This window comes from Lentzea flaviverrucosa (genome assembly GCF_003350445.1).
Taxonomy (GTDB): domain Bacteria; phylum Actinomycetota; class Actinomycetes; order Mycobacteriales; family Pseudonocardiaceae; genus Lentzea; species Lentzea californiensis.
Genome location: NZ_QQAU01000012.1, coordinates 235,373 through 258,181, shown reverse-complemented (window position 1 = coordinate 258,181; position 22,809 = coordinate 235,373). Strand labels below are relative to the sequence as shown.

Genomic DNA, 22,809 nt, shown 5'->3' with positions numbered 1-22,809 from the left:
TCCCCCGGAAGTGTGTACGTCGTCAAACACCCGAATGCGGAATGTCCATTAATTGGCCTGTGATTGACGATCAACTGGGGCTATCTGGAGCGGTCGGCGATGGTTCCATGTGAGTCATGGTGATGACGCGGCTCGACGAGGCGGCTGGTGTGGTGATGGTCTGGCAGCGCTTGGCGACCAACGTGGTCCACCGGTCGCCGTGGTTCGAGGTCCGCTCCGACAAGGTCGTCAGACCCGATGGCGGTCACGGCACCTACACCCACGTCGTGGCGCCGGGATCGGTGACGGTCCTCGCTATCCAGGACGACGACGAGGTCGTGCTGACCCGCCAGTGGATCTACACCCACGGCGGCACGGAGTGGCGGCTGCCCGGTGGCGCCGTCGACGAGACGGACTCCGATCCCCTTGCCGCGGCACGTCGTGAGCTCGCGGAGGAGACCGGGCTGCGGGCGGCGAGGTGGGAGCGGCTCGGCCAGATCCACGGCGCCGACAGCCTGAGCAACCACGTCGACCACATCTTCCTGGCCACCGACCTCACCCAGGGAGAGCCGTCGCTCGAACCCGGTGAGGCGGACCTGCGCGTGCGGACCATGCCGTTCTGCCACGCGCTCGACCTCGTCCGCCAGGGCATGCTCCCGCACGCCGGCAGTTCGCACGCGCTGCTCGTCATGGCGTTGCGCCGCACGACCCAGAAATAACGTTCCGAGGGTTTCCTCATTCAGTGTGAAACAGGAAACCCGTTCTAATTCTGCTGGCTGAAAGCCATTCTTGGTGCATCGGCGAGAACATCAGCCCGAAAGCCAGTCAGAATGAGAAGGTGAATTCTTCGATGAGAATGATCTGCTCACTCGCCACCGTTGTGAAGGTTGCCACGATCTGCCTTTTCGTGGGATTCATGGCCGGCAGCGTCTTCATTGCGACGGTGATCTGACTCCGCTTCGGACTGCGGTTCTCCCTGGCCATCAAAGGGAGGTGTCAGCCGTGGAACCGCACTTCTGCATCGAAATGATCTGAACGGCTCCGGCTATCAGCGTGGCGTCCACTGCACGCCGTAGCCGCGGCCCTGACGAGGGTGTGGGAACTGCACGTCGATCTCACCGATCTCGTCCAGCGGCAACGACTGCGGCCAAGGCGTCAGGTCATCGGTGTCGCGCGCCAGGGCTTCCTCGACGCGCCACACCGACTCCGGCAGGTCGTCCCGGTCGAACCGCACCCGCAACCGGAACGACTCGCACATCCGCTCCGGCCAGAACACGTAGGTCGGACGCATCGATTGTCCGCGCGGCACGCGCACTTCGAGCGCGAACTGGTGCGTTTGCCCTGCGTTGAGGGGTCGGGGCAACCGCAGCTTCATCAGGAAGCGCCGCGGGGACGGACGTTCGTGGCCGATGAGCTCGACCCCGTGCAACACCTCCACGTCCAGGTCGCCTGGAGCGCCGTCGGGCGTGGGGGAGGGGATCGTGATCGACCACGCGATCTCGTTGACACCGTCGGTGTCGGCCACAACGGTCCGGCGTTCCGTGCACGCGGGCGTCGGACCGTCCAGCTTCAGCAGCGCGTCGAACTCCTTGACGTGCCACAGTTCCGACGGCGCCACGTGCGTCGTCGAAGGGGCCGGCTGCAGCGCCACTTCCACCAGGCGCTGCAGTCCGGCGTCCATCCTCCTGCGCACCGTTCGAGCGCCGCGGTCCTGTTGCCGCGCGAGCCACTCGATGCGTTCGTTGAGGAACCGGAACTGCGCGTCGTCGTGCAGTCCGAGCGGCGCCAGAACGGCGTTGCGGACCTCCACCGGGAAAGCGCGCGCCGCGTTCGCGACCCAGTCGCGCAGTTTCGTCCGCACCGCTTCCGCGCCGTCGGTCTCGACGACGCCGCAGACCTGGCGCAGCGCCGGTCCGACGTGCAAGTCGATACCGGGAGTCTGCACACCGCGCCCTCGGCACAAGGTGCGCAGTTCTTCCATCAGCTGCTCAGGTGCGACAGACATCCGTCCTCCGCGCGGAAATGCTTTGCCGGGCATGTCGGGCTTACCTGATCGGACGTTACTCCGGATGCACCATCCGGGTGAACGTGAACGTGAACATCGGCAGAGGAAGGGATTGTTCTACACCGTCCCGCGAGATGATCACCGCCGAACGACTGATGTCCTGACCTGGCCTCCACCGGTAACGTGCTGGTCACGGGCGGTGACTCCCTCCGGTCGCCGCCAACCCTGCCGATGGAGGTTTTGTTCGTGCTGCGCACAATATTGAGCGTTGCCACGGTTTTCTCGCTGATCAGCGGCGTCCCCGCCGTCGCTGCCCCGGCCGAGGGCGCCTACCTGCTGCAGTTCCGCACCACCCTGTCCGACGGCCAGCGCCACCAGCTCGAGGGGCTCGGCGTGCGCCTCGGCGCGTTCGTCCAGGACGGCACCTACCTCGCCCGCATGACGAACACCGCGCGCATCGCGCGGCTGAGCTACGTGCGGGAGGTGAAGCCGTTCCAGGCCCAGCCGCAGATCATGGCCCTGGGCGGCTCGTCCGACTACCTGATCACGCTGGTCGAGCAGGACACGGCCGACCAGAGGGCCGTCGCCGCCAGAGTGAAGTCCTTGGGCGGCAGGGTGAACGTCATCTCCGAGAGCCGTGAGCACATCATGGCCACCTTGGACGCCGGGCAAGCCGCGCAGCTCGCGAAACTGCCCGCCGTGATCGCGATCGACCCGGTGTCCGCGCCGGAGACCGACATGGCGATCTCGCGCGAGTCGTCCGGTGCCAACTACGTCGAGAGCGTCGGCGGCTACAAGGGCCAGGGCGTGCGCGGCGAGGTGATGGACGGCGGCCTGCGCACCACGCACCAGGAGTTCCGCACCCGTCCGCCGGTGATGCACACCGGGAACTCGTCGAGCACCTCGCACGGCACCTCGACGTACGGGCAGATCTTCGCGTCCGGCGTCTCGGCCGCGCACCGCGGCCTGCTGCCCGAGGCGCAGGGCATCTTCGCGATCTACGGCTCCGGCGACCGCTACGCCCACACCAAGCAGCTCGTGGACCCGGCCGGCCAGTACCGGGCGGTGTTCCAGTCCAACAGCTGGGGTGACGCGCTCACCACGTCGTACAACTCGATCTCGCAGCAGATGGACCGGATCGTGTTCGACCACGACCTGCTGATCTGCCAGTCGCAGAGCAACGCGGGCACCAGGAGCTCGCGCCCGCAGGCGTGGGCGAAGAACGTGCTGTCGGTCGGCGGCCACTACCACTACAACACCGCCTCGCGCACCGACGACAAGTGGAACGGCGGAGCGTCGATCGGCCCCGCCGCCGACGGCCGCATCAAGCCGGAGATCTCGAACTTCTACGACCGCATCGACACCACGACGTCCACCAGCGACACCGCCTACACGACGTCGTTCGGCGGCACGTCCGGCGCCACGCCGATCACCTGCGGCAACGCCGGTCTGCTGTTCCAGATGTGGTCCGACGGCGTGTTCGACGGCGCCCCCGGCAAGAAGCGCGACGTGTTCGCGTCCCGCCCGCACGCGGCGACCGCGAAGGCGCTGCTCATCAACACGGCCGACCAGCACGCGTTCTCCGGCACCACGCACGACCAGACCCGCACGCACCAGGGCTGGGGCACGGCGTCGGTCCGCAACCTCTACGACCGCGCGAAGGCGGGCGGCTGGAAGCTGCCGGTCCTGGTGAACGAGACGGACCTCCTGGTCACCGGCCAGTCGCGCAAGTACACCGTGGCGTCCAACGGCCAGACGCCGCTGCGCGCGACGCTGGCCTACACCGACCCGGCCGGTTCGCCGACCGCGGCCAAGGCGACCGTCAACGACCTGACGCTGAAGGTCACCGCCCCCAACGGCACCGTCTACTGGGGCAACAACGGCCTGCTGGCCGGCAACTGGTCCACGGCGGGCGGCGTCGCGAACACCGTCGACACCGTGGAGAACGTCCTCGTCCAGACGCCCGCCGCGGGCAACTGGACGGTCGAGGTGGTCGCGACCTCGGTCAACGTGGACGGTCACGTCGAGACCGCCGCGACCGACGCCGACTACGCGCTGGTCGTCTCGTAGGTCCTCACCGGCGGTGGTGGCGTCTCGCCGCCACCGCCCGTGACCTGCGGGGGTCAAGGATTTCCGCGAGGAACCTGCGAGGGTGGTCCCACACCGCAGCCGCCGTGACCTGGAAGTTCCAGGGCATCAGGGTCTGGGTGGTGAGCGGCTCGTCCTCGCGCCTCATCATCCGCGACCCCAGCCAGGGCAGGTGCCTCACGCGGCTGGGCACGTCCAACGTCCGGGTGCAGACCTGCGACAACAGCGACTACCAGGCCTGGTTCAAGCGCTAGCCGTCACTCGAAGCGTTCGGGGTCGCCCGCGCCGTAGCGGATGATCTCGGCCTCGCCGCTCGAGAAGTCCACCACCGTGGTGGGCGTGGTGCCGCACTCCCCGGAGTCGATCACCGCGTCCAGCACGTGGTCGAGGCGTTCCTTGATCTCCCAGCCCTGCACGAGCGGCTCGGCCTCGTCGGGCAGCAGCAGGGTGCTGGTGAGCAGCGGCTCGCCCATCGCCTCGAGCAGCGCCTGCGTCACGACGTGGTCCGGGATGCGCGCGCCCACCGTCTTCTTCTTCGGGTGCATCATGCGGCGCGGCACCTCCTTCGTCGCGGGCAGGATGAACGTGTAGTTGCCCGGCGTGGAGGCCTTGATCGCGCGGAACACCGCGTTGTCGACGACGACGAACTGCCCGAGCTGGGCGAAGTTCTCGCACATCAGCGTGAAGTGGTGCTTGTCGTCGAGCTTGCGGATCTCCCGGATGCGGTCGATGCCGTCCTTGTTGCCCAGACGGCAGCCGAGCGCGTAGCAGGAGTCGGTCGGGTACGCGATCAGGCCGTCCTCCTGCAGGATCCGCACAGCCTGGTCGATGGCGCGCTTCTGCGGGTTGACCGGGTGGACGTCGAGGTACTTGGCCATGACGTGTGAGCCTAGAGCCTGTCGCTCAGGTCTCGCCCCGCGACAGGCGGGCCTGAGGCGGCGCCTGGCGGCGCGGGCGGCCGACCCGAACACAACACCGGTATGCGGGTCGGCCGCCCACACCGCCAGGAACCACCTCAAGCGCACCTCTCGGGGACGAGACCTGGGCGACAGGCTCTGGGCCGATCACCGAGGGGCCAGCATTTCGGCTCGCGCACGTTGATAACCTGGGGGTACTTCTTTCCCTGGTTTGGAGACCCTTAGCGATGCTCGACCGTGCCGTCGTCGACGCCCTGTTCCCCTCGGACCTGCCGGAGCCGTCCCACTGGGAGGAGCAGTACCCGCCCCGCGGGCTGGGCGAAGGCGCGAAGGTCACCCGCCTGGGGCCGTCGCCGACCGGGTTCCTGCACATCGGCGGCCTGTACGTCGGCATGATCGACCGCGACCTGGCGTCCCACTCCGGTGGCTCGTACATCGTGCGCGTCGAGGACACCGACCAGGCGCGTGAGGTGCCCGGCGCCGTCGAGCAGTTCAACAAGGCGTTCAAGTACTTCGGCATCGAGCCCGACGAGGCCGACGCCGTGGGCTCGTACGGGCCGTACCACCAGTCGCAGCGCGAGCAGGTCTACCTGACGTACGTGCGTGAGCTGCTGCGCTCCGGCCACGCGTACCTGTGCTTCGCGACGAAGGAAGAGCTCGCGGACATCACCGCGCGTCAGCAGGCCACGAAGCTGCCGACCGGCTACTACGGCCGCTGGGCGATCTGGCGCGAGAAGACCGCCGAGGACGTCCAGGCCGCTCTGGACGAGGGCCGCCCGTACGTCGTGCGCTTCCGTTCGCCGGGCAAGGCGGGGGAGCGGACGAAGTTCGTCGACGCCATCCGCGGCGAGCTCGAGCACGACGCCAACCGCAACGACGTGGTGATCCTCAAGGCGTCCGACCAGTCGCCGCGCCTGCCCACGTACCACTTCGCGCACGCCGTCGACGACCACCTGATGCGCGTGAACCTGGTGATCCGCGGCGAGGAGTGGATCTCTTCCGTCCCGACGCACCTGCAGCTGTTCGACGCCCTGGGCTTCGACCGCGTCGAGTACGCCCACATCGCGCCGCTGATGAAGCAGCAGGGCGGTTCCCGGCGCAAGCTCTCGAAGCGCAAGGACCCCGAGGCGTCCGTCGAGTTCTTCATCGAGGCGGGCTTCCCGGCCCCGGCCGTCCAGTACTACATGCGCGGCCTGGTCAACGCCCGCCTGGCGGAGCTGCCGCTCGCCGAGGCCCTGGAGGCGCCGATCTCGCTGGCCGAGTGCGGCGTCGCGGGCCCGCTGGTCGACCTGGTGAAGCTCGACGACATCTGCGCCGACTACGTGGCCACCCTGTCCGGCGAGGAGATCATCTCGCTGGTGTCGGAGTGGGCGGAGACCCACGACCCCGAGCTGGTCACGGTGCTGGCCTCGGAGCGCGACGCCGCTCTGGCGGCTTTGCGGGTCGAGCGCGGCCCGGAGGTCGCGAACCCGCGCAAGGACCTCCGCAAGTGGGCGGACTTCCGCACCGCCTACGGGTTCTTCTTCCCGTCGCTGTTCCCGCTCGTGTCCGACCGCACCGACGAGCGCCTCGGCGGCCTGTCGCCCGAGCTGATCTCCGCGTTCGCCGCGGACTTCGCCGACGGCTACGCGGACCTGGAGGACGGCCAGGAGTGGTTCGGCCAGATCCGCGAGCTCGCCGCGAAGCACGGCTTCGCGCCGAACCCCAAGGAACTCAAGAAGAACCCGGACGCGTACCCCGGCTCGATCCGCGAGGCCGCCCAGCTGATCCGCGTGGCGCTGACGGGGTCGAAGGCGAGCCCGGACCTGCACGCCGTCGCCCGGACGCTGGGCACCGACGAGGTGCTGCGCCGGGTGCGCGCGCTCGCCGGCTGACGCACGCATTCGACGGCCCCCAGTTCCTGTTGGAACTGGGGGCCTTTCGCTGTCCAGTTCGAACAGACAACCCCAAGAACCCACAGTGTCGCGCACGATCGTCACCCGACCGGCCCACTGCCGCACGGGTGCGCGAACGCATCAGCCCGGTATGGGAGCTTCATCCTGAGAGTTCCGGAAAAAAGTCGTGAGAGCGTTCCCATTGACGTGGACGTAACACGCCGTTGAGGATCGGCGGCATGCATTGGAGAAGCACTCTCGCCGCAGTGCTGGGGCTGACACTCGCCGCCGGCACGACATCGGCGGCGGTCGCGCAGGACGCGCAGCACTGGCCGTCGAAGCAGCCGGTCATCGGCCAGCCCAAGACCGAGCACGGCTGCGCCCGCATCGAGAAGTCCTTGCCCGAGCTCAAGGACTGGCCGAAGGTCGAGAGCCAGCTCAAGGGCGACCGCAAGGACGAGGCGCGCATCAAGGCGATCCTCAAGGACATGACGCTGGCCGAGAAGGTCGGTCAGATGACGCAGCCCGAGATCGCCGCGATCACGGCCGCGGACGTCACGACCTACGGGTTCGGCTCCGTCCTCAACGGTGGCGGTAGCTGGCCCGGGGCCAAGAAGAACGCGACGCCGGAGGAGTGGCTCGCGCTCGCGGACACCTACTTCGAGGCCTCGAAGCAGTCGCGCACCAAGATCCCCGTCATCTGGGGCATCGACGCGGTGCACGGCAACAACAACGTCTACGGCGCGACGGTCTTCCCGCACAACATCGGTCTCGGTGCGACGCAGGACCCGTGCCTCATCCGCGACATCAACGAGGCCACGGCCGAGCAGATCCGCGCGACCGGCCAGGACTGGGCGTTCGCGCCCACGCTCGCGGTCGTGCAGGACGACCGGTGGGGCCGCACGTACGAGGGCTTCTCCGAGGACCCGCGGATCACGCGCGCCTACGGCTACGAGGCCGTCAAGGGTCTGCAGGACAACGCGAAGAAGCGCATCGGCGAGGACGGTGTCATCGCCACCGCCAAGCACTTCATCGGTGACGGCGGTACGACCGGCGGCAAGGACCAGGGCGTCAACGCCTCGTCCGAGAAGGACATGATCAACATCCACGGCCAGGGCTACTACGGTGCTCTCGCCGCGGGTGCCCAGTCGGTGATGATCTCGTTCAACAGCTGGACGAACGACGTCATCAACGAGGGCAAGGTGCACGGCTCCAAGTACGTGCAGACCGGCATCCTCAAGGGCAAGATGGGCTTCGACGGCCTGCTCGTCGGCGACTGGAACGGCCACGGCCAGGTGCCGGGCTGCACGAACTCCAGCTGTGCGGCGGCGATCAACGCCGGCCTGGACATCCTCATGGTCCCGAACGACTGGAAGGCGCTCATCACCAACACGATCGCCCAGGTCGAGTCCGGTGAGATCCCGATGGCCCGCATCGACGACGCGGTGACCCGCATCCTGCGCGTGAAGCTGCGCGCCGGCGTCTTCGAGGCCAAGAAGCCCTCGCTGCGTGAGCACGCTGGTGAGGCGAAGGCGTTGCAGCACAAGGAACTCGCCCGCGAGGCCGTGCGCGAGTCCGCCGTGCTGCTGAAGAACGACAAGCGCGTGCTGCCGCTGTCCAAGCGCAGCAAGGTCCTCGTGGTCGGCAAGAGCGCCGACAACATCGGCAACCAGACCGGTGGCTGGACGCTGTCGTGGCAGGGCACCGGCAACACCAACGCCGACTTCCCGAACGCCACCAGCATCCTCAAGGGCATCCAGGACACCCTGGGCACCACGAACGTCACGTTCGCCGAGACCGCGGACGGTGTCGACCCGGCGCAGTTCGACGCCGTCATCGCCGTCATCGGTGAGACGCCGTACGCGGAGGGCGTGGGCGACCTCGGCAAGCGCTCGTTCGAGGCCGCTCGCCTGCACCCGCAGGACATCGCCGTGCTGGACAAGGTCTCCGGCAAGGGCAAGCCGGTCATCACCGTCTACGTCGGTGGCCGCGCGCTGTACATGAACAAGGAGATCAACCGCTCCGACGCGTTCGTGGCCGCCTGGCTGCCGGGCTCCGAGGGCGGCGGCATCGCCGACCTGCTGATCAAGGGCCGTCACAACGGGTTCAGCGGCAAGCTGTCCTACTCGTGGCCCGGCGAGGCCTGCCCGGCGCTGCCCGGCGAGCCCGCCAAGAAGCCGCTGTTCAAGCTCGGCTACGGCCTGCGCGACTGGGAGACCGGCCGCGTCGGCAAGCTCGACGAGACCAGCCCTGGCGCCCTGTGCTCCGGTGGTGGCGGTGGCACCGCCACCGAGGACCTGGAGATCTTCAACCGCACCGACATCGCGCCCTACCAGTCGATGATCGGTTCGGCGGAGAACTGGGGCGGCACCGTGGTCGGGCCCGACGGCCAGGCCTCGCACGCCGAGCTCAACGTCGTGCAGTCCGACGTCAACGTCCAGCAGGACGCGCTGAAGACGACGTGGACCGGCACCGGCCCCGGCCAGGTGTACCTGCAGAGCGCGGCGGGCAGCGACCTGCGCGGCTACGGCAACGCCAACGCGGCACTCCAGTTCGACGTGATCGTGCACCAGGCCCCGGCCAACCGCACGGTCATCAGCTCGCACTGCGTGTACCCGTGCATGGCCGAGATCGACGCCACGCAGGCGTTCCGCAACCTCCCCGTCGGACAGAAGTCGACCGTCAAGATCCCGGTCTCCTGCTTCTCCGACAAGGGACTGGACCTGGAGAACATCAACACGCCGTTCCTCGTCTACACCGACGGCGCGTTCCAGGCCTCGTTCGCGAACATCCGGTGGGTGCCCAAGGCGGGCGCCGATCCGGACGCCCTGCCCTGCACGTAATCGCACGCAGGTGAAGCGATAGACCCGCGCGCCCCCGCCGACACCCAGGCGGGGGCGCGTTCCTATGTGGACTCCAGCAGGAAGCGCGCCGCCTTCCGAGCCTGCCGCGCGGGTTCCGACGACACCGTGATCGCGGTGTTCGTCATCGCCCCCTCGAAGAGCAGGAAGATCGAGTCCGCCACCCACTCCGGCTTGCCCATGCCCGTGACCATCGCCGTGATCGCGCCCCGCACGCCGGACTTCTGGTGGCGCACCACCGCCGTGACGCGGTCGGAGGACGGACCCAGCTCCGCGTAGGAGTTGATGAACGCGCAGCCGCGGAAGTCGGTCGTGCCGGACGAGTCCGCCATCCAGTCGAAGACCGCGAGGACCTGCTCCTCCGGCGTCGCCGCGCGCAGCACGTACTTCATGGTCGCGGCGGTGATGGCCTCCTCCCGCCGGCGCAGCACCTCCTCGACGAGAGCGTCCTTGCCGTCGAAGAGCTGGTAGAGCTTCTTCAGCGAGACGCCCGCCTCCGCGCGCAGCTCGTCCATGCCGACCGCGTGCGCGCTCTTCGCGTAGAACAGCCGGTCAGCGGCCTCCAGGACCCGCTCACGGGCCTCTGTGTCCGTCGTCACCACCATCACCCCTTGCCACGGAGAACGCTCGTTCTCTACTTTAGCACTCATGCCGGAGAACGAGCGTTCTCCAGAACTGAGGGAGACGGAAATGTCGAAGATCGTGCTGGTTCACGGACTGTGGCTCACCTCCGCCAGCTGGAAGAACGTCGCCGAGCGGTTCGAGGCGGCCGGCCACGAGGTCCTCACCCCGACCTGGCCCGGCTACGGCGAGGTCGCCGAGATGCGGGCCCACCCGGAGATCGCGAACGGCCTCGGCGTCGTCGAGATCACCGACCACGTCGAGAAGTTCATCCGCGACCACCACGCCGAGGACGCGATCATCATGGGCCACTCGTTCGGCGGCCTGATCACGCAGAAACTGCTGGACAGGGGCCTCGGCAAGGCCGGTGTCGCGATCCACTCCGCACCCGCCAAGGGCACCCTGGGCCTGCCGTTCTCGTCCATCAAGGCCGCGTTCCCGGTGCTGAAGAACCCGGCCAACGCCAAGCGCAACGTCGAGCTGTCGCCCGCGGAGTGGCACTACGCCTTCACGAACACCCTGCCGGCCGCCGAAGCCGAGGCCCTGCGGCAGCAGTTCGCCATCACCGCGCCCGGACGTCCGCTGTGGCAGGCCGCGACCGCGAACTTCACCACGCACAACGCGACCAGGGTCGACCTGAAGAACCCGAACCGCGCACCGCTGCTGTTCATCGCGAGCGACGGCGACAACGTCGTACCCGCGTCGATGAACCGCGAGAACGCCCGCCGGTACTCCGGCCCCGCGATCACCGAGATCAAGGAGTTCCCGAACCGCCCGCACTTCGTCCTGGGCACGCCGGGCTGGGAAGAGGTCGCCGACCACGCCCTGAACTGGGCCGAGAAGTTCTGAACCGGCGAAGTTCTAGCTGTCGAGGTCCACCGGCTCGCCCCTGATCGCGGTCACGGAACCGCCGGTCTGCGCGGCGAGCCAGACCTCGAAGTCGTCCGGGTCCTTCGTCAGCACGGTGAAGGTGACGTCATGGCCGTACTCGGTGTCCGCGACGTGGTACCCGGCCGCGCGCAACGCGTTCTCCAGCTTCCCTGCCTGATCGTGGTCAACGGCCAGAAGCACGCTCTCGTGCCGTTCACGGGTGAGAGTGCCCAACGAGTCGATGGCCTCCGACACGGCCCGTCCGTACGCGCGGACCAGGCCACCCGCGCCGAGCTTGATCCCGCCGTAGTAGCGGGTGACGACCACGGCGGTGTCGACCAGATCCCGGCGCGTCAGCACCTCCAGCATCGGCACACCGGCCGTGCCGGCGGGTTCGCCGTCGTCGGACGAGCGCTGGGTGTCCGCGGTCCGGAACGCCGTGCAGTTGTGCGTGGCCTGCCAGTGCTCCTTGCGGATCCGGGCGAAGAACTCCGACGCGTCCTGGTCGGAGGTGACACGGGCGACGTGGCACAGGAACCGCGACCGCTGGATCTCGATCTCGTGCGTGCCGTCCCGCCTGATCACCTTCACGACTCGATTGTGCGCCTGCGCTGCTCGGCTTCACCGAACAGGGCGTCCAGCTCGGCGGGCGGCACTTCCTCGAGCTGCTCGTACGTGCACTCCAAGGCCGTCTTGTCCTCACGGAAGCGCACGAGCCGTGAGGTGTGTCGGAACCGTCCGCCCTGCACGTGCTCGTACCGCACCTCGGCCACGCGCGTCGGTTCGAGCAGCACGACCTGAAGCTGCTTCTCGGGGTTCCACCGGCTGTTCATGCCAGGCCCCTCGTACGTCGCCCACGCGCTCCACGGGTGCTCGGCCGGGTTCAGCAGCGGCTTCAGCTCCTCGACCAGCTCGCGCCGCCGCGCCGCGGTGAAGCTGCTGGCCACGCCGACGTTGTGCAGCTCGCCGTCCCGGTAGAGCCCGAGCACCAGTGACCCGACCGTCTCGCCGTCCTTGTGCCACCGGTAGCCCGCGACCACGCAGTCGGCCGTGCGCTCGTGCTTGACCTTGAACATCACGCGCTTGTCCGGCTCGTAGACGCCGTCCAACGCCTTGACCATCACGCCGTCGAAGCCCGCGCCCTCGAACCGGGTGAACCAGTCCTGCGCCACGTCGGGGTCCGCTGTGGACGGTGTCAGGTAGACGCCGGGGACCTCGGTGACGGCACCCTCCAGGAGCTTCCGGCGCTCGCTCAGAGGGAGCCCGGTGACGTCCTCGTCGCCCAGGGCCAGCAGGTCGAAGGCGACGAAACTCGCCGGCGTCTCGACGGAGAGCTTGCGAACTCGCGACGCCGCCGGGTGCAGTCGCAGCTGGAGGGTGTCGAAGCTCAGCCCGTCGGGCGTGACCAGCACGATCTCGCCGTCCACCACGCACCGCGGCGGCAGGGCCTGCCGGAGCAGCTCGACGACCTCGGGGAAGTACCGGGTCAGCGGCTTGTCGTTGCGCGACCCCAGCTCCACCTCGTCGCCGTCGCGGAACACGATGCAACGGAAGCCGTCCCACTTCGGCTCGTACGAGAGTCCGTCCCCGCGTGGCAGCGAAGGGACGGACTTCGCGAGCATCGGCTTCACCGGCGGCATCACGGGCAGGTCCACATCGGGACCATAAGCTCAGCGCAGCGCCGCCGCGAGCTTTTCGAGTTCCCGCACGTCGGCGTCCATGCCGTCGTCCTCGGGGATCGCGAGCGCGATGGGCAGCCGCATCGTCACGGCCCCCGACCTGCGCGTCTCGAGCCCCGCCCGCAGCCGTTCGGACAACGGCAGCTCACCGGGCGTCTCCGCGACGTACGGGCTGATCCGCACCAGCCCGTCCCGGCACTCGATCACGCGCCGGTAGTAGCGCCGGTGCACGCCTCTCAACGACACCGCGTCACGGCGGGACGGCACGCGGTGCAGGGCGTCCTCGGGGAACGACTGGTGCAGCAGCGTCCACAGTGGAGCGAGCCGGTGGTACGCGCGCAGGTGTCGCAGCCACAACCTCGTCGCCGCGAACCGCATCGCGGCGATCGGGTAGATCACGCCGACAACGCACAGGAGCACGCCGGGCAGCAGGAACCACACGGCGGTGGTCAGCAGCCAGCGGGGGAGCGGCTCGCCGAAGTAGCGCGAGACGTTGGAGGACACGAAGATCGCGTCGGCGGGTACCAGCAGGGCGAGCCCGGTGGAGGTGATCAGCAGGCCGCGGCGCAACCGGGGCTCGGCGCCGCGGGCGTACCGCCGCGCCCACACGAACATCGTCGCGAAGCCGTAGAGCAGATAGCCGTTGCCCAGCGCGTAGAACACCGTGATCGCGAGGACGCCGGTCGGGCCGCCGCCCAGCGAGTTCGGCACGCGCGCCGCCGCCACCCTCAGGTCGTCCGGGATCGCGAGCACCGCCCACGTCATGGCGCTGATGCACAGCGCGAGCGGTGCGAGCTGGAGCAGCGCCTGCCGCCGCGCGCCGGCGTCGTCGAGCGCGGAGAAGATGAAGAAGCAGATCAGGCCGTACACGCCGACCTGCAGCATCGAGTGCTGGATCAGCTGGCAGACCATCGGGTCGAGCCCGAGGAACCACCGGCCGGCGGACGCCGAGCGCCCGAACGGGTAGCCGATCGCCCAGCCCGCCACCAGGACCGTGACGCTGCGCAGGCGCGGGTCGGAAGGCCTGCGCGCCAGCAGGTAGAGCACGACGGCCAGCGCGGAGAACGCGACGATGCCCTGGGTTTCCTTGAGGTACTCCACTACAACCACCCCAGGCGGTCCGCGAGCGACTTCGACATGCGGCGTGCGGGACCCTCCGAGGCCCGCGGCGCGACCTTGTCCAGCACCGACGCCCACTCCAGGATGATCGTCGCGACCGTCTCGGCCTCGCGTTCATGGTCGGAGTCGTAGGAGGTGCGCCGCAACGCCCGCCGCACCGCGTCCGGTTCGAGGTCGGGGTAGAGGCCCGAGAGCAGGCCGTCGTCCTGCTCGTCGCTCGTGTGACCGGCCAGCAGGTGCCCGAGCTCGTGCAGGATGATGTGGTTCTGGTGCGCCTTCGACGTCTCCTGCTGGTACAGGATGTAGTCGGCCTTGGAGGTGGCGATCCACACGCCGTACGGCCCGGGCACCGGGATCGGGTGCGCGATCAGCCGGATCGGCTTTCCCCTCTGGTCACCGACGCGGCGGCAGAGCTCCTCGACGTCGAGCGGCGGCTGGATGTCCAGCTCGTTCAGCAGGCGGCGGCACCGCTTGCGCAAATCTCGTTCGGCCACGAGTCATCCTTCGCCGCGCTCGGCCTGTTCCTGTCGGTAGACCACGTCGAGCAGTTCCATGACCAGGCGGCGGCGGTCCGGTGACAGTTCCCCCGCGCGCATCGCCATGAGCTGCGCGTCGCTGCCCGAGGCGATCTCGTTGAGGCGTGACTGCTCGTCCTGCAACGACTTCAGCTGCTCGTCGACCCGGTCGGTGACCTCGTCGTCGAAGAAGTAGCTCACGGGCACACCGAAGAAGCCTGCCAGTGCCTGCAGGTGCTTGAACGTCGGGTTGTCCTTCTTGGCCTTGCGCAGCTGCCAGATGTAGCTCTGGGAGATGGTCACGCCGGTCTCGGCGATGGCCGCCGCGACCTGTTCGTTGCTGTACTCCTGGCCTGACCTGGCGGTCTGCCGGGCGAAGAGGTGGTTGAGCTTGTCAGCCAGGGACCGTTCCCCCGCCATGCCGCCTCCCCGTCGCGCGCAGTGAGCGTCTCCACTCATGGAAAGGGCTATCTGGGTGAGTGGATTTTCACCAGTTGAAAGCCCTCCAATGGCCAACATAGACTCACGACCGTGCCTGTCTCAACTTCGGAGGATCTGGGAGATGGCGCTTGCTGAACGACAGGGGTCGTTCCACCGCTCGGTGATCGACGTCGTCTACAAGACCATGGACCAGCTCGCGCGGACCGACTCGCCTCACCAGGTCTTCGAACTGCGCGAGCAGCTTCGCGACGCCCTGCCGTGGTGGCGGGGACTGCTGCGGATGCACGAGCCGAACGAGCGGAACCGGTGCAAGTCGTGCCGCGCCTGGTACGGGCGGCACCGCGCGTGGCCCTGCCCGGTGTGGCGGGACGCGGTGCAGGCCCTGCACCAGCTCAACGACATGTACGGGTTCCTCGGGGCGGCGCACCCGGCCGACCCGGCGCCGGGGCAACGGGTGGTCGTGAGCGGTCCCGGCCGCCTCGACGGCCAGAACCGCTCACGGTCCTCCTAGCCGATCAGCCGATCAGCCGATCTTGAAGCTCTGCGCCGCCGACCCGTTGCAGGTCGCCTGCACCAGCTGGACGCCGTCGGCGGAGCTGGCCGGCGCCGACAGGCACTTGTTCGAGTGCCTGGCCGTGATCGTCGAGTAGCCGTCCGCGCCCGTGGTCACCCGCCACTGCTGGTTGGTGCCGCCGCCGTAGGTCCAGAGGTGGATCCCGGCGTTGTCGGCGCTGGACACGTTGCTCACGTCCAGCACCTTGGTCGAGTCGTTGCGGTACTCGACGCGGGAGTAGCCGTCGGTCGTCGCCACCGCGCGGAAGTTCTGCGCCGTGGTGCCGTTGCACGCGTATTGCTGGATGACGGTGCCGTTGTTCAGACCTGCGGCGGCGGCGTCGACGCACTTGCCGTTGCCGCGGTTGACGACCGTCTTCCACTCGCCCTGCGGCGGCGGGGTGCCGCCACCGCCCAGCCACAGCAGGCTGTCGACGAGGAAGTTGTTCTGGGTGGCGCTCGCGAACGTGGACGACAGCGGCCGGTTCGCCGCGTAGTCCATGGCGTTGTGACCGAAGTTCGCGTAGATCATCTTGTAGTTGTCGTTGGTCCACATGATCGGGTAGTAGCCGCTGCGCCACGTCTGGTTCGGGTCGGTGCCGAGCGGGAAGCTCGACGGGTCGACGCTCGCCAGGACCTGGATGTCCGGGTTCTGCCGCAGGTCGCGGTCCCAGCTGTACCACTCGCTGACCGCCGACGTGAACTTCTCCGGCAGGCGCAGCGTCGAGGGGTGCGTGCGGGTCTCGACCTTCAGCACCGCGGTGGTCGGGCCCCACGTGTTGCTGACGAAGTTGCCCTTCGCCAGGAACGTGTTGTGGTACCACGGCCACTCGTTCGCGTTCTGGGTGAACGCGCTGACGTGGAAGCCGAAGAACCCGCCACCGGCCTCGACGTAGCGCTGGAAACCGGTGCGTGCCGCGGCCCCGGTGGGCGCGTCGTCGAGGAAGACCACGACCTGCGCCTGGGCCGGGGTGAGCGTGTTGAGCCGGTTCCAGTCACGGGTCGACTCGTAGGTGAAGCCGTTCTCCTGGCCCGCACGGGTGAGCCAGGGGTTCGCCTCGTTGACGAACGCGATGTGCGCCGCGTCCCAGGTCCCGTTGTAGAAAGCGAGGACTTTGAACGGAGCCGCCTGTGCCGTGCTCGTCGCCGCACCAGAGACCGGGACGAGCGTGGCGGCGAGCATTGCCAGCAACGCCAACAGTTTTCGAGCCATTCGGGTACACACCTTCGTGTATCAGGGGTTGCGCGCCCGAAGATCATCGTAGAGAAGGTCTAGACCTGTTGGGGACCGGGACGTTCACAGAATTCTTCTGCGCCACAACAGGAACCCGCCGAGCACGGCGAGGCCACCCAGGGCGGCCACCACCACCGACATCCCGAACCTCGTTGCGCTCGAAGGAGGTTGTTCGGCGCTCGACGCAACGGGAACGGGTCGCGGGATGCTCGAGCTCGGCGTGGACGGCTTGGCCGACGGTGCCGCGGAGCTGCTGCGGACCGGCGCTTGCGCAGGTGGCGCGGCGGCGACGGGTGCGGGCTGGGCCGTCGGCGGTGCGGGCTTCGCGAGCGCCGCGATCTCCACGTCCGTGCACGAGTAGTAGGTGTCGGGCGTGTCCGTGTTCTGCCAGACCGTGTAGATCAGGTGGCGCCCGGTGCGGTTCTTCGGCAGCTGCACCTTGAACTCGTAGGAGCCGTTGACGAGCGGGGGAGAGGGCACGTTCAGGAACTGGTCCAGGTCCGCCCACCGCAACGGCCGGTTCGGCGCGTAGCCGTCGCGCGTCACGTAGAACCGGAACGAGCCCTGGTGCGGAATCGTCGCCTTGTACGTGAAGTCCGTGCTCTTCAGCTTCGTCGCCGGCCAGTCGGCGGACGGCAGGTCCAGCCCGCCGTACCTCGCGAGGCCCGCGCTGCACAGCGCGCCGTCCGGAACCTTCTGCGCGTCCTGGCCGCGCACGTTCGGGAGCCGGATGTTGTCCCACTCCTTGGACGGCAGCCCCGCCGCGATGGCGCTGCGGCAAGGCGGGGATGATGCTGTGGGCTGACCTGGCGAACACAGGAAAGCCCTGCTCGCGGGGTCGGTCGGCGCGCCATGGGCGTGCGCGGGAACCACAGAGAGCATCATGAGCAGCGATAGCACGCCCAAAAGGCGAAACACAGGTACCTCCCCTGTCCTTCTAGGGGTACGCGTGCCAGACCCAAGTCGTTCACGGAAGATGTATTGACATGTCCTTCGCTGATGAGGTGTCCGCGGCCGCAGCCCGGCTCGGTGGTGTCGCACGCACGACGCCGCTGGAGGTCAACCAGCGGTTGTCCGAGAAGACCGGCGCGCGCGTGTGGTTCAAACGCGAGGACCTCCAGGTAGGCCGCTCGTACAAGCTGCGAGGCGCGTTCAACCTGCTGTGCCAGACCGAGTTCGCGTTCGGCGGCGCGGTCTGCGCCTCGGCCGGCAACCACGGCCAGGGCATGGCGTACGCCTGCCGCCGCCTGGGCATCGAGGGCCGCGTGCACGTCCCGCGGACCACCCCGCGCCAGAAGCGCGACCGCATCCACGCCCTGGGCCAGGGCATGGTGCAGCTGGTCGTGGACGGCGACACCTACGACGACGCGGCCGCGCTGGCCAAGGAGTACGCGCAGAGCACGGGCGCGACCCTGGTCCCGGCCTTCGACGACCCCCGCACGGTCGCGGGCCAGGGCACCGTCGGCCTGGAGATCGTCCAGCAGCTCGGCGGCGCCCCCGACGTGGTCGTGGTGCCCATCGGCGGCGGCGGCCTGCTCTCCGGCGTCGGCACGTGGTTCAAGGAACGCTTCCCGCGCACCCGCATCATCGGTGTCGAGCCGGCCGGTGCCGCGAGCATGATCGCCGCCATCCAGGCAGGCGGCCCGGTGACGCTGCCCGAGGTCGACTCGTTCGTCGACGGCGCCGCGGTCCGCCGCGCCGGCGACGTGACGTTCCCGATGGTGCGCGACAGCGGCGCGGAACTGCTCACGGTGTCCGAGGGCGCGGTCTGCACGGAGATGCTGGAGCTGTACCAGATCGACGGCATCATCGCCGAGCCCGCGGGCGCCCTGGCCTCCGCCGCACTGCTGGAGGAGATCTCCGTCGCGCCGGACTCGACCGTCGTCTGCCTGCTGTCCGGCGGCAACAACGACGTGTCGCGCTACGCCGAGATCGTCGAGCGTTCGATGATCCACCGAGGCCTGAAGCACTGGTTCCTCGTCGAGTTCCCGCAGGAGCCCGGTGCGCTGCGGCGGTTCCTCGACGACGTGCTCGGCAAGGACGACGACATCGTGCAGTTCGAGTACATGAAGCGGGACAACCGGGAGACCGGCGCCGCACTGGTGTGCATCGAGCTGGGGCGGCGTGAGGACTACGACCTGCTGTGGGGGCGGATGAAGGAGTCCCCGCTCAAGATCCAGCACGTGGAGCCGGGGTCCACGGCGTACCGGTTCCTGATCTAGTGCGGTGACCACGAACCTCCACCGGGTCTTCCGGCGCTCAGCAGGGCGCCTCGCGGCGTCCAGTACCCGGAACGCGGGGACGGCACCGCGATGCACCCGTCTGACCGGCGAAATACCAGGTAGAGGTTGGTGGCCACCGCACTAGGCGGCGCCGGAGCCGATCCGGATGCGTGCCGGGCACCCCGTTCGCGGGATGCCCGGCACCTAGCGGGTACTACGGCCTGGGAGGACAGACCTTCCACGCGAAGTGGTAGGTCGTCTCGATGGATCCGTCGGTCGAGTCCATCGCGATGAAGCTGGTGAGCTTCTTGTCGGACGTGCCCGCCATGACGCGGAGCTCCGTGTTGATGTTGAAGTTCCGCTTCTCGCCGCACGGGTGGTAGACGATGGCGGCCACGTCGGTCGTGTCCGTCGCCTGCCAGTCGTCGCTGAACGGGCCCTTGTAGTTGTGCTGCTTGTACTCGGTCTGCGACATGCCCTGGAAGTAGTAGTTGGCCTTCTCCAGGGCCGTGGCGCCGCGTTCCAGGTGCGCGAAGCCGCGGTAGTCGGTGGACGCGATGCCGTAGGTGAAGCCGGACGGCACGTTGACGCGCAGGTTCAGCTGGCAGTTCTTGCGGAAGTCGGTGGGCAGGGCCTGGGGGCCGACCTGCGCCATGAACTCGCTGTAGGTGACGGTGAACGCCTTGTTGTCCGGGCTGACGGCGACCGCGGCCGTTCCCGCCCGGCAGCCAGAGCCGTTGATGGTCACGACGTCGATGGTGATGTTCTCCGGGGGCGGGGTGTCGCCGGGGGCGCCGCCGGGCGGAATGATGATCGTCGACATCGCGAGCGCGGCCGCGGCCAGTGTGTTGAGCATGGGGCACCTTTCCGTCTGGACTTCAACAAAACGAACGGGCGGCGGCGATCGGTGCCTGGGTCAGCAGCGCTTCCAGGAGAACTGGTACTTCGTGCTCACGCTGCTGTCCGTGGAATCCATCGTCATGAAGCTGTTCGCCTTCGACGCGGTTCCCGCGTTCACGCGCAGTTCGGTGTTGATGTTCAGGTGCCGGACTTCTCCGCACGGCGCGTAGATGATTTCCGAGACCGTCGCGCGGTCGGTGGCCTGCCAGTTGTCGCTCTTCGGGCCGGCGAACGTGTGGGTGCGGCTCGCACCCTGCGACATGCCCTGGAAGTAGTAGCTGCCCTTCTCCGTGCCCGTGGCGCCCTGCTGCAGGTTGGCGAATCCGCGGTAGTCCGCCTGGGCGATGCCGAACGTGAAGCCCTGCGGGTAGCTCACTCTGATGTTGAGCTGGCAGTTCTTGCGGAAGTCGGTCGGGCCGGAGCCCTGTCCGGCCTGCGCGAGGTACTGGCTGTATGTCACCGTGAACGCCGTGCGGTCGTCCCCGGCCGCGACGGCCGCGGTGCCGGCGGGACAGCCGGAACCGTTCACGGTGACCACGTCGATCGTCACGAAATCAGGAACATCGGATGCTGCGTGGGCGGCCGGCGCGGTCAGGACCGCGGACAGCGCGAGGGCAGCAGCCGCCACCGTTTTCAGCATGGCCAGCCTTTCTAAACATGAACTTCGGTAGCGGCGGCGGATTTCAGACGATATCGGAAACCCTGTGTGGTGACGGGCCGCCGATTGGGTGACTACATTCGCCGGGAGCGAATTCACGAATGCACGACCAATTGCACGGACGAAATCTTCGGCCGTGCGCGAACTATGCTCACCCACGGTGTGCTGAATTGACCTGACGATTGTCTGACGATCGCCACCGGCTGCTCCGGACGAGTGAGGGGTGCCTCTCCCCGGCCCGGGAAGAAGCACCCCTCGTCCAGCGTTGATACTGACGACCTCGTCCGAACCCCATGAGGAGTGCGCCTGATGGCTCCCGACCAGCTGACCGTCTACTCGACCTCGTGGTGCGGCTACTGCCGGATCCTGAAAAGCTCGCTCGACCGCGAAGGCATCGAGTACGTCGAGATCAACATCGAGGAGACGCCGGGCGCGGCGGACTTCGTGATGGAGGTGAACGGCGGCAACCGCACGGTGCCCACGGTGCACTTCCCGAACGGCGCGGCGCTCACCAACCCGTCGCTGGCCCAGGTGAAGGAACAGCTCGCGGCCTGAGGGGCTACTCGTACAGGAACGCCGTGGTCGACTGACCGTCGAGCGTCTCGCGCAGGATGTCCGCGTGGCCCGCGTGCTGCGCGGTCTCCCGGATCAGGTGCAGCACGATCCGCCGGATCGACATGGGCTGCGGGTCCTGGTCCCAGGGCGCGGAAGGCAGCGGCACGAGTTTGTCGAGCGAGGCGGTGCGCACGGCCTCATCGGTCGTGCGCACCGCCTCGTCGTACGACGCGAGCAGTTCGCCGAAGTCGTCGCCCGTCCAGGTGTACTGGTCGAAGTCCAGCATTCCCGGTGGGGGCAGGGGCTGCTCGGTCAGGATGTGGGTCCAGCCGCGCTCACACCAGGTGAGGTGCTTGAGCAACCCACCCAGCGTGAGCTCGCTGACCGTCGTGCGCTTCTTGGCGTCCGCCTCCGACAAGCCTCTCATCGTGACGCGGAACGTCCTGCGCTGATCGTTCAGTTCGTGCAGCAGATCGTTGAGCTCCATGGTCATGAATTGAAGCTACGACCGAACTAGGACCACTCAAGTCCTAGTCAGGGCAACCACTAGCAGTAGAGGTTGCCGCCGGGGTTCACACCGATGATCCCGGTGATCTGCTGGTACTTCGAGACGCGGCTCTGGACCTGCGCCGGGTTGCGGCCGTCGCATTCCAGCGAACCGTTGATGCTGCGGATGGTCTGGCCGAATCCGGCACTGTTGACCATCGCGTTGTGCGCCGTCATGCTGCCGGGTCCGTTCTGGGTCATCCAGTACCAGATCGCCGTCCGCCACGCGGTCGTGGAGTTCTGCGCCACCTGGTACGGGTTCCGCAACAGGTCGAGATTCAGGTAGTCGCCGGCCGCCTTGTAGTTGAAGTTCCACGACAGCTGGATCGGACCGCGGCCGTAGTAGGCGTAGGTACCGGCCGGGCAGCCGTAGGACTGGCTCTCATCGCAGAGGTCGTTGTTCTTGTTGATCTCTTCGATGTGGACGAGGCCACCGGTCTCGTGCGAGGCGTTCGCGAGGAACGCCGCGATCTCCTGCTTCCTCACCGTGTCGCTGCCGGTTCCGGCGAACGCGGAGTGCATGCGCGCGGCGTCGACGAAGCCCTGGAAGGTGTAGAAGCTGTTGCGGGACGACCGCGGGAACATCTGGTCGAACTGGGCCTCGCTGATGATGAAGTCACCGGGGTTGCCGCCGGGGTCGCCGCCGCCGTTGCAGGAGTGCGGCTCCCAGTACCAGGTGGAGATGATCGGGTCGTAGCCCGGGTTCTCGTTCTTGGCGCGGTAGTACTGACCGTTGGTGTACTTCACGATCGAACCGACGGGGTACCACGTGCCTGCCGCCCAGTTCGGGACGTTGGCGCAGGTGCCACCGCCGGGGGTGCCGCCGTCACAGCTCGTCGGCTCCCAGAACCAGGTGGAGATGATCGGGTCGTAGCCCGGGTTCTCGTTCTTGGCGCGGTAGTACTGACCGTTGGTGTACTTCACGATCGAACCGACGGGGTACCACGTGCCCGCTGTCCAGTTGGTGAACGAACAGGCCTGTGCGGACACTTCGGCCTGTGATGACGCGGTCGGGGCGAGGACGGCCATGGTCGCCGCCATCGCCACCGCCGCAAGAGACGCCAGAATTCGTTTTCTCAGCAAGGTCACTCACTCCTGGAGTCTTGCGCCCGGAGGATCAGGGATGTGAACAATGCTGAAGATGGCATCACTGGTCCAGACCAGTCAAGGGTC

At 68.0% G+C, this 22,809-nt stretch carries 24 protein-coding genes; 9 read left to right on the top strand and 15 right to left on the bottom strand.

Annotated elements, in window-relative coordinates; all coding sequences use genetic code 11:
* Window positions 1–116: 116 nt before the first annotated feature.
* Window positions 117–698 carry an NUDIX domain-containing protein gene (locus DFR72_RS32170; RefSeq protein WP_245983698.1) on the top strand — a complete coding sequence of 194 codons (582 nt, stop codon included), beginning with the start codon at window positions 117–119 and terminating at the stop codon, window positions 696–698.
* 106 nt (window positions 699–804) lie between these two features.
* On the opposite strand, the gene DFR72_RS45835 is transcribed toward DFR72_RS32170, so the two are convergent.
* Entirely contained in the window at window positions 805–963 is a 159-nt protein-coding gene (locus DFR72_RS45835; RefSeq protein ID WP_170176503.1) for a hypothetical protein, read from the bottom strand.
* A 64-nt stretch (window positions 964–1,027) separates the two neighbouring features.
* A complete protein-coding gene (locus tag DFR72_RS32165) occupies window positions 1,028–1,984 on the bottom strand; it encodes a hypothetical protein (protein WP_143086838.1) in 957 nt (318 codons plus the stop codon).
* 231 nt (window positions 1,985–2,215) lie between these two features.
* Between DFR72_RS32165 and DFR72_RS32160 the strand changes: the two genes are divergently transcribed.
* Both DFR72_RS32160 and DFR72_RS45830 read left to right on the top strand, forming a co-directional pair.
* Window positions 2,216–4,054, top strand: coding sequence for a S8 family serine peptidase (locus DFR72_RS32160; RefSeq protein ID WP_090069136.1), 1,839 nt, complete (start codon window positions 2,216–2,218; stop codon window positions 4,052–4,054).
* 104 nt (window positions 4,055–4,158) lie between these two features.
* Window positions 4,159–4,326 (top strand): hypothetical protein, encoded by a 168-nt coding sequence (locus tag DFR72_RS45830; protein ID WP_170176502.1) that lies wholly within the window; start codon window positions 4,159–4,161, stop codon window positions 4,324–4,326.
* A gap of 3 nt (window positions 4,327–4,329) precedes the next feature.
* Here DFR72_RS45830 and DFR72_RS32155 read toward each other — a convergent pair whose 3' ends face one another.
* Window positions 4,330–4,950, bottom strand: a complete 621-nt coding sequence (locus DFR72_RS32155; protein WP_090068747.1) for an L-threonylcarbamoyladenylate synthase — start codon at window positions 4,948–4,950, stop codon at window positions 4,330–4,332.
* 266 nt (window positions 4,951–5,216) lie between these two features.
* Between DFR72_RS32155 and DFR72_RS32150 the strand changes: the two genes are divergently transcribed.
* Both DFR72_RS32150 and DFR72_RS32145 read left to right on the top strand, forming a co-directional pair.
* Entirely contained in the window at window positions 5,217–6,863 is a 1,647-nt protein-coding gene (locus DFR72_RS32150) for a glutamate--tRNA ligase (RefSeq protein WP_090068749.1), read from the top strand.
* A 239-nt stretch (window positions 6,864–7,102) separates the two neighbouring features.
* The gene (locus DFR72_RS32145; protein ID WP_090068751.1) at window positions 7,103–9,706 is read left to right on the top strand and encodes a glycoside hydrolase family 3 protein; all 2,604 of its coding nucleotides are present in this window, start codon (window positions 7,103–7,105) and stop codon (window positions 9,704–9,706) included.
* Between the two features lie 62 nt (window positions 9,707–9,768).
* On the opposite strand, the gene DFR72_RS32140 is transcribed toward DFR72_RS32145, so the two are convergent.
* Window positions 9,769–10,323: a TetR/AcrR family transcriptional regulator gene (locus DFR72_RS32140; RefSeq protein ID WP_211335601.1), complete on the bottom strand. Its 555-nt coding sequence runs from the start codon at window positions 10,321–10,323 to the stop codon at window positions 9,769–9,771.
* 91 nt (window positions 10,324–10,414) lie between these two features.
* Here DFR72_RS32140 and DFR72_RS32135 point away from each other — a divergent pair, with 91 nt between their 5' ends.
* Window positions 10,415–11,194: an alpha/beta hydrolase gene (locus DFR72_RS32135; RefSeq protein ID WP_211335600.1), complete on the top strand. Its 780-nt coding sequence runs from the start codon at window positions 10,415–10,417 to the stop codon at window positions 11,192–11,194.
* A gap of 12 nt (window positions 11,195–11,206) precedes the next feature.
* Here DFR72_RS32135 and DFR72_RS32130 read toward each other — a convergent pair whose 3' ends face one another.
* From DFR72_RS32130 to DFR72_RS32110, 5 genes are read right to left on the bottom strand one after another with little or no spacing between them, the layout of a single operon-like run.
* Entirely contained in the window at window positions 11,207–11,806 is a 600-nt protein-coding gene (locus tag DFR72_RS32130; RefSeq protein WP_090068757.1) for a YigZ family protein, read from the bottom strand.
* A complete protein-coding gene (locus DFR72_RS32125; RefSeq protein WP_090068759.1) occupies window positions 11,803–12,870 on the bottom strand; it encodes an ATP-dependent DNA ligase in 1,068 nt (355 codons plus the stop codon). The genes DFR72_RS32130 and DFR72_RS32125 overlap by 4 nt, the downstream gene beginning before the upstream one ends.
* Window positions 12,871–12,885: 15 nt before the next feature.
* On the bottom strand, window positions 12,886–13,995 hold the full coding sequence (locus DFR72_RS32120) for an MAB_1171c family putative transporter (protein WP_090068761.1): 1,110 nt from the start codon (window positions 13,993–13,995) through the stop codon (window positions 12,886–12,888).
* Window positions 13,995–14,507 (bottom strand): ImmA/IrrE family metallo-endopeptidase, encoded by a 513-nt coding sequence (locus tag DFR72_RS32115; RefSeq protein WP_090068763.1) that lies wholly within the window; start codon window positions 14,505–14,507, stop codon window positions 13,995–13,997. Before DFR72_RS32115 ends, DFR72_RS32120 begins: the two co-directional genes overlap by 1 nt.
* Before the next feature lie 3 nt (window positions 14,508–14,510).
* Window positions 14,511–14,948: a helix-turn-helix domain-containing protein gene (locus DFR72_RS32110; RefSeq protein WP_090068765.1), complete on the bottom strand. Its 438-nt coding sequence runs from the start codon at window positions 14,946–14,948 to the stop codon at window positions 14,511–14,513.
* A gap of 142 nt (window positions 14,949–15,090) precedes the next feature.
* Here DFR72_RS32110 and DFR72_RS32105 point away from each other — a divergent pair, with 142 nt between their 5' ends.
* On the top strand, window positions 15,091–15,480 hold the full coding sequence (locus DFR72_RS32105) for a hypothetical protein (RefSeq protein WP_090068767.1): 390 nt from the start codon (window positions 15,091–15,093) through the stop codon (window positions 15,478–15,480).
* A gap of 12 nt (window positions 15,481–15,492) precedes the next feature.
* On the opposite strand, the gene DFR72_RS32100 is transcribed toward DFR72_RS32105, so the two are convergent.
* The gene (locus tag DFR72_RS32100) at window positions 15,493–16,734 is read right to left on the bottom strand and encodes a ThuA domain-containing protein (RefSeq protein ID WP_211335599.1); all 1,242 of its coding nucleotides are present in this window, start codon (window positions 16,732–16,734) and stop codon (window positions 15,493–15,495) included.
* A gap of 84 nt (window positions 16,735–16,818) precedes the next feature.
* Window positions 16,819–17,640, bottom strand: coding sequence for a lytic polysaccharide monooxygenase auxiliary activity family 9 protein (locus DFR72_RS32095; protein WP_143086839.1), 822 nt, complete (start codon window positions 17,638–17,640; stop codon window positions 16,819–16,821).
* Between the two features lie 101 nt (window positions 17,641–17,741).
* On the opposite strand from DFR72_RS32095, the gene ilvA reads away from it, so the two are divergent.
* The gene (ilvA, locus tag DFR72_RS32090; RefSeq protein ID WP_090068773.1) at window positions 17,742–18,977 is read left to right on the top strand and encodes a threonine ammonia-lyase IlvA; all 1,236 of its coding nucleotides are present in this window, start codon (window positions 17,742–17,744) and stop codon (window positions 18,975–18,977) included.
* 214 nt (window positions 18,978–19,191) lie between these two features.
* On the opposite strand, the gene DFR72_RS32085 is transcribed toward ilvA, so the two are convergent.
* Both DFR72_RS32085 and DFR72_RS32080 read right to left on the bottom strand, forming a co-directional pair.
* A complete protein-coding gene (locus DFR72_RS32085; RefSeq protein ID WP_372511425.1) occupies window positions 19,192–19,800 on the bottom strand; it encodes a DUF4360 domain-containing protein in 609 nt (202 codons plus the stop codon).
* A 93-nt stretch (window positions 19,801–19,893) separates the two neighbouring features.
* On the bottom strand, window positions 19,894–20,517 hold the full coding sequence (locus DFR72_RS32080) for a DUF4360 domain-containing protein (RefSeq protein ID WP_090068777.1): 624 nt from the start codon (window positions 20,515–20,517) through the stop codon (window positions 19,894–19,896).
* 327 nt (window positions 20,518–20,844) lie between these two features.
* Between DFR72_RS32080 and DFR72_RS32075 the strand changes: the two genes are divergently transcribed.
* A complete protein-coding gene (locus tag DFR72_RS32075; RefSeq protein ID WP_090069138.1) occupies window positions 20,845–21,090 on the top strand; it encodes a mycoredoxin in 246 nt (81 codons plus the stop codon).
* Window positions 21,091–21,094: 4 nt separating this feature from the next.
* Here DFR72_RS32075 and DFR72_RS32070 read toward each other — a convergent pair whose 3' ends face one another.
* Window positions 21,095–21,583, bottom strand: coding sequence for a DinB family protein (locus DFR72_RS32070; protein ID WP_090068779.1), 489 nt, complete (start codon window positions 21,581–21,583; stop codon window positions 21,095–21,097).
* A gap of 53 nt (window positions 21,584–21,636) precedes the next feature.
* A complete protein-coding gene (locus tag DFR72_RS32065) occupies window positions 21,637–22,719 on the bottom strand; it encodes a chitinase (protein WP_425459925.1) in 1,083 nt (360 codons plus the stop codon).
* Between the last annotated feature and the right edge of the window lie 90 nt (window positions 22,720–22,809).

Bases quoted from the DNA above. Each gene is read 5' to 3' on its own strand.
- DFR72_RS32080 (WP_090068777.1), bottom strand. From the start codon at position 20,517: ATGCTGAAAACGGTGGCGGCTGCTGCCCTCGCGCTGTCCGCGGTCCTG.
- DFR72_RS32085 (WP_372511425.1), bottom strand. From the start codon at position 19,800: ATGTCGACGATCATCATTCCGCCCGGCGGCGCCCCCGGCGACACCCCG.
- DFR72_RS32070 (WP_090068779.1), bottom strand. From the start codon at position 21,583: ATGACCATGGAGCTCAACGATCTGCTGCACGAACTGAACGATCAGCGC.
- DFR72_RS32145 (WP_090068751.1), top strand. From the start codon at position 7,103: ATGCATTGGAGAAGCACTCTCGCCGCAGTGCTGGGGCTGACACTCGCC.
- DFR72_RS32155 (WP_090068747.1), bottom strand. From the start codon at position 4,950: ATGGCCAAGTACCTCGACGTCCACCCGGTCAACCCGCAGAAGCGCGCC.
- DFR72_RS45835 (WP_170176503.1), bottom strand. From the start codon at position 963: ATGGCCAGGGAGAACCGCAGTCCGAAGCGGAGTCAGATCACCGTCGCA.
- DFR72_RS32135 (WP_211335600.1), top strand. From the start codon at position 10,415: ATGTCGAAGATCGTGCTGGTTCACGGACTGTGGCTCACCTCCGCCAGC.
- DFR72_RS32160 (WP_090069136.1), top strand. From the start codon at position 2,216: ATGGAGGTTTTGTTCGTGCTGCGCACAATATTGAGCGTTGCCACGGTT.
- DFR72_RS32100 (WP_211335599.1), bottom strand. From the start codon at position 16,734: ATGGCTCGAAAACTGTTGGCGTTGCTGGCAATGCTCGCCGCCACGCTC.
- DFR72_RS32165 (WP_143086838.1), bottom strand. From the start codon at position 1,984: ATGTCTGTCGCACCTGAGCAGCTGATGGAAGAACTGCGCACCTTGTGC.
- DFR72_RS32105 (WP_090068767.1), top strand. From the start codon at position 15,091: ATGGCGCTTGCTGAACGACAGGGGTCGTTCCACCGCTCGGTGATCGAC.
- DFR72_RS32110 (WP_090068765.1), bottom strand. From the start codon at position 14,948: ATGGCGGGGGAACGGTCCCTGGCTGACAAGCTCAACCACCTCTTCGCC.
- DFR72_RS32095 (WP_143086839.1), bottom strand. From the start codon at position 17,640: ATGATGCTCTCTGTGGTTCCCGCGCACGCCCATGGCGCGCCGACCGAC.
- DFR72_RS32150 (WP_090068749.1), top strand. From the start codon at position 5,217: ATGCTCGACCGTGCCGTCGTCGACGCCCTGTTCCCCTCGGACCTGCCG.
- DFR72_RS32170 (WP_245983698.1), top strand. From the start codon at position 117: ATGGTGATGACGCGGCTCGACGAGGCGGCTGGTGTGGTGATGGTCTGG.
- ilvA (WP_090068773.1), top strand. From the start codon at position 17,742: ATGTCCTTCGCTGATGAGGTGTCCGCGGCCGCAGCCCGGCTCGGTGGT.
- DFR72_RS32075 (WP_090069138.1), top strand. From the start codon at position 20,845: ATGGCTCCCGACCAGCTGACCGTCTACTCGACCTCGTGGTGCGGCTAC.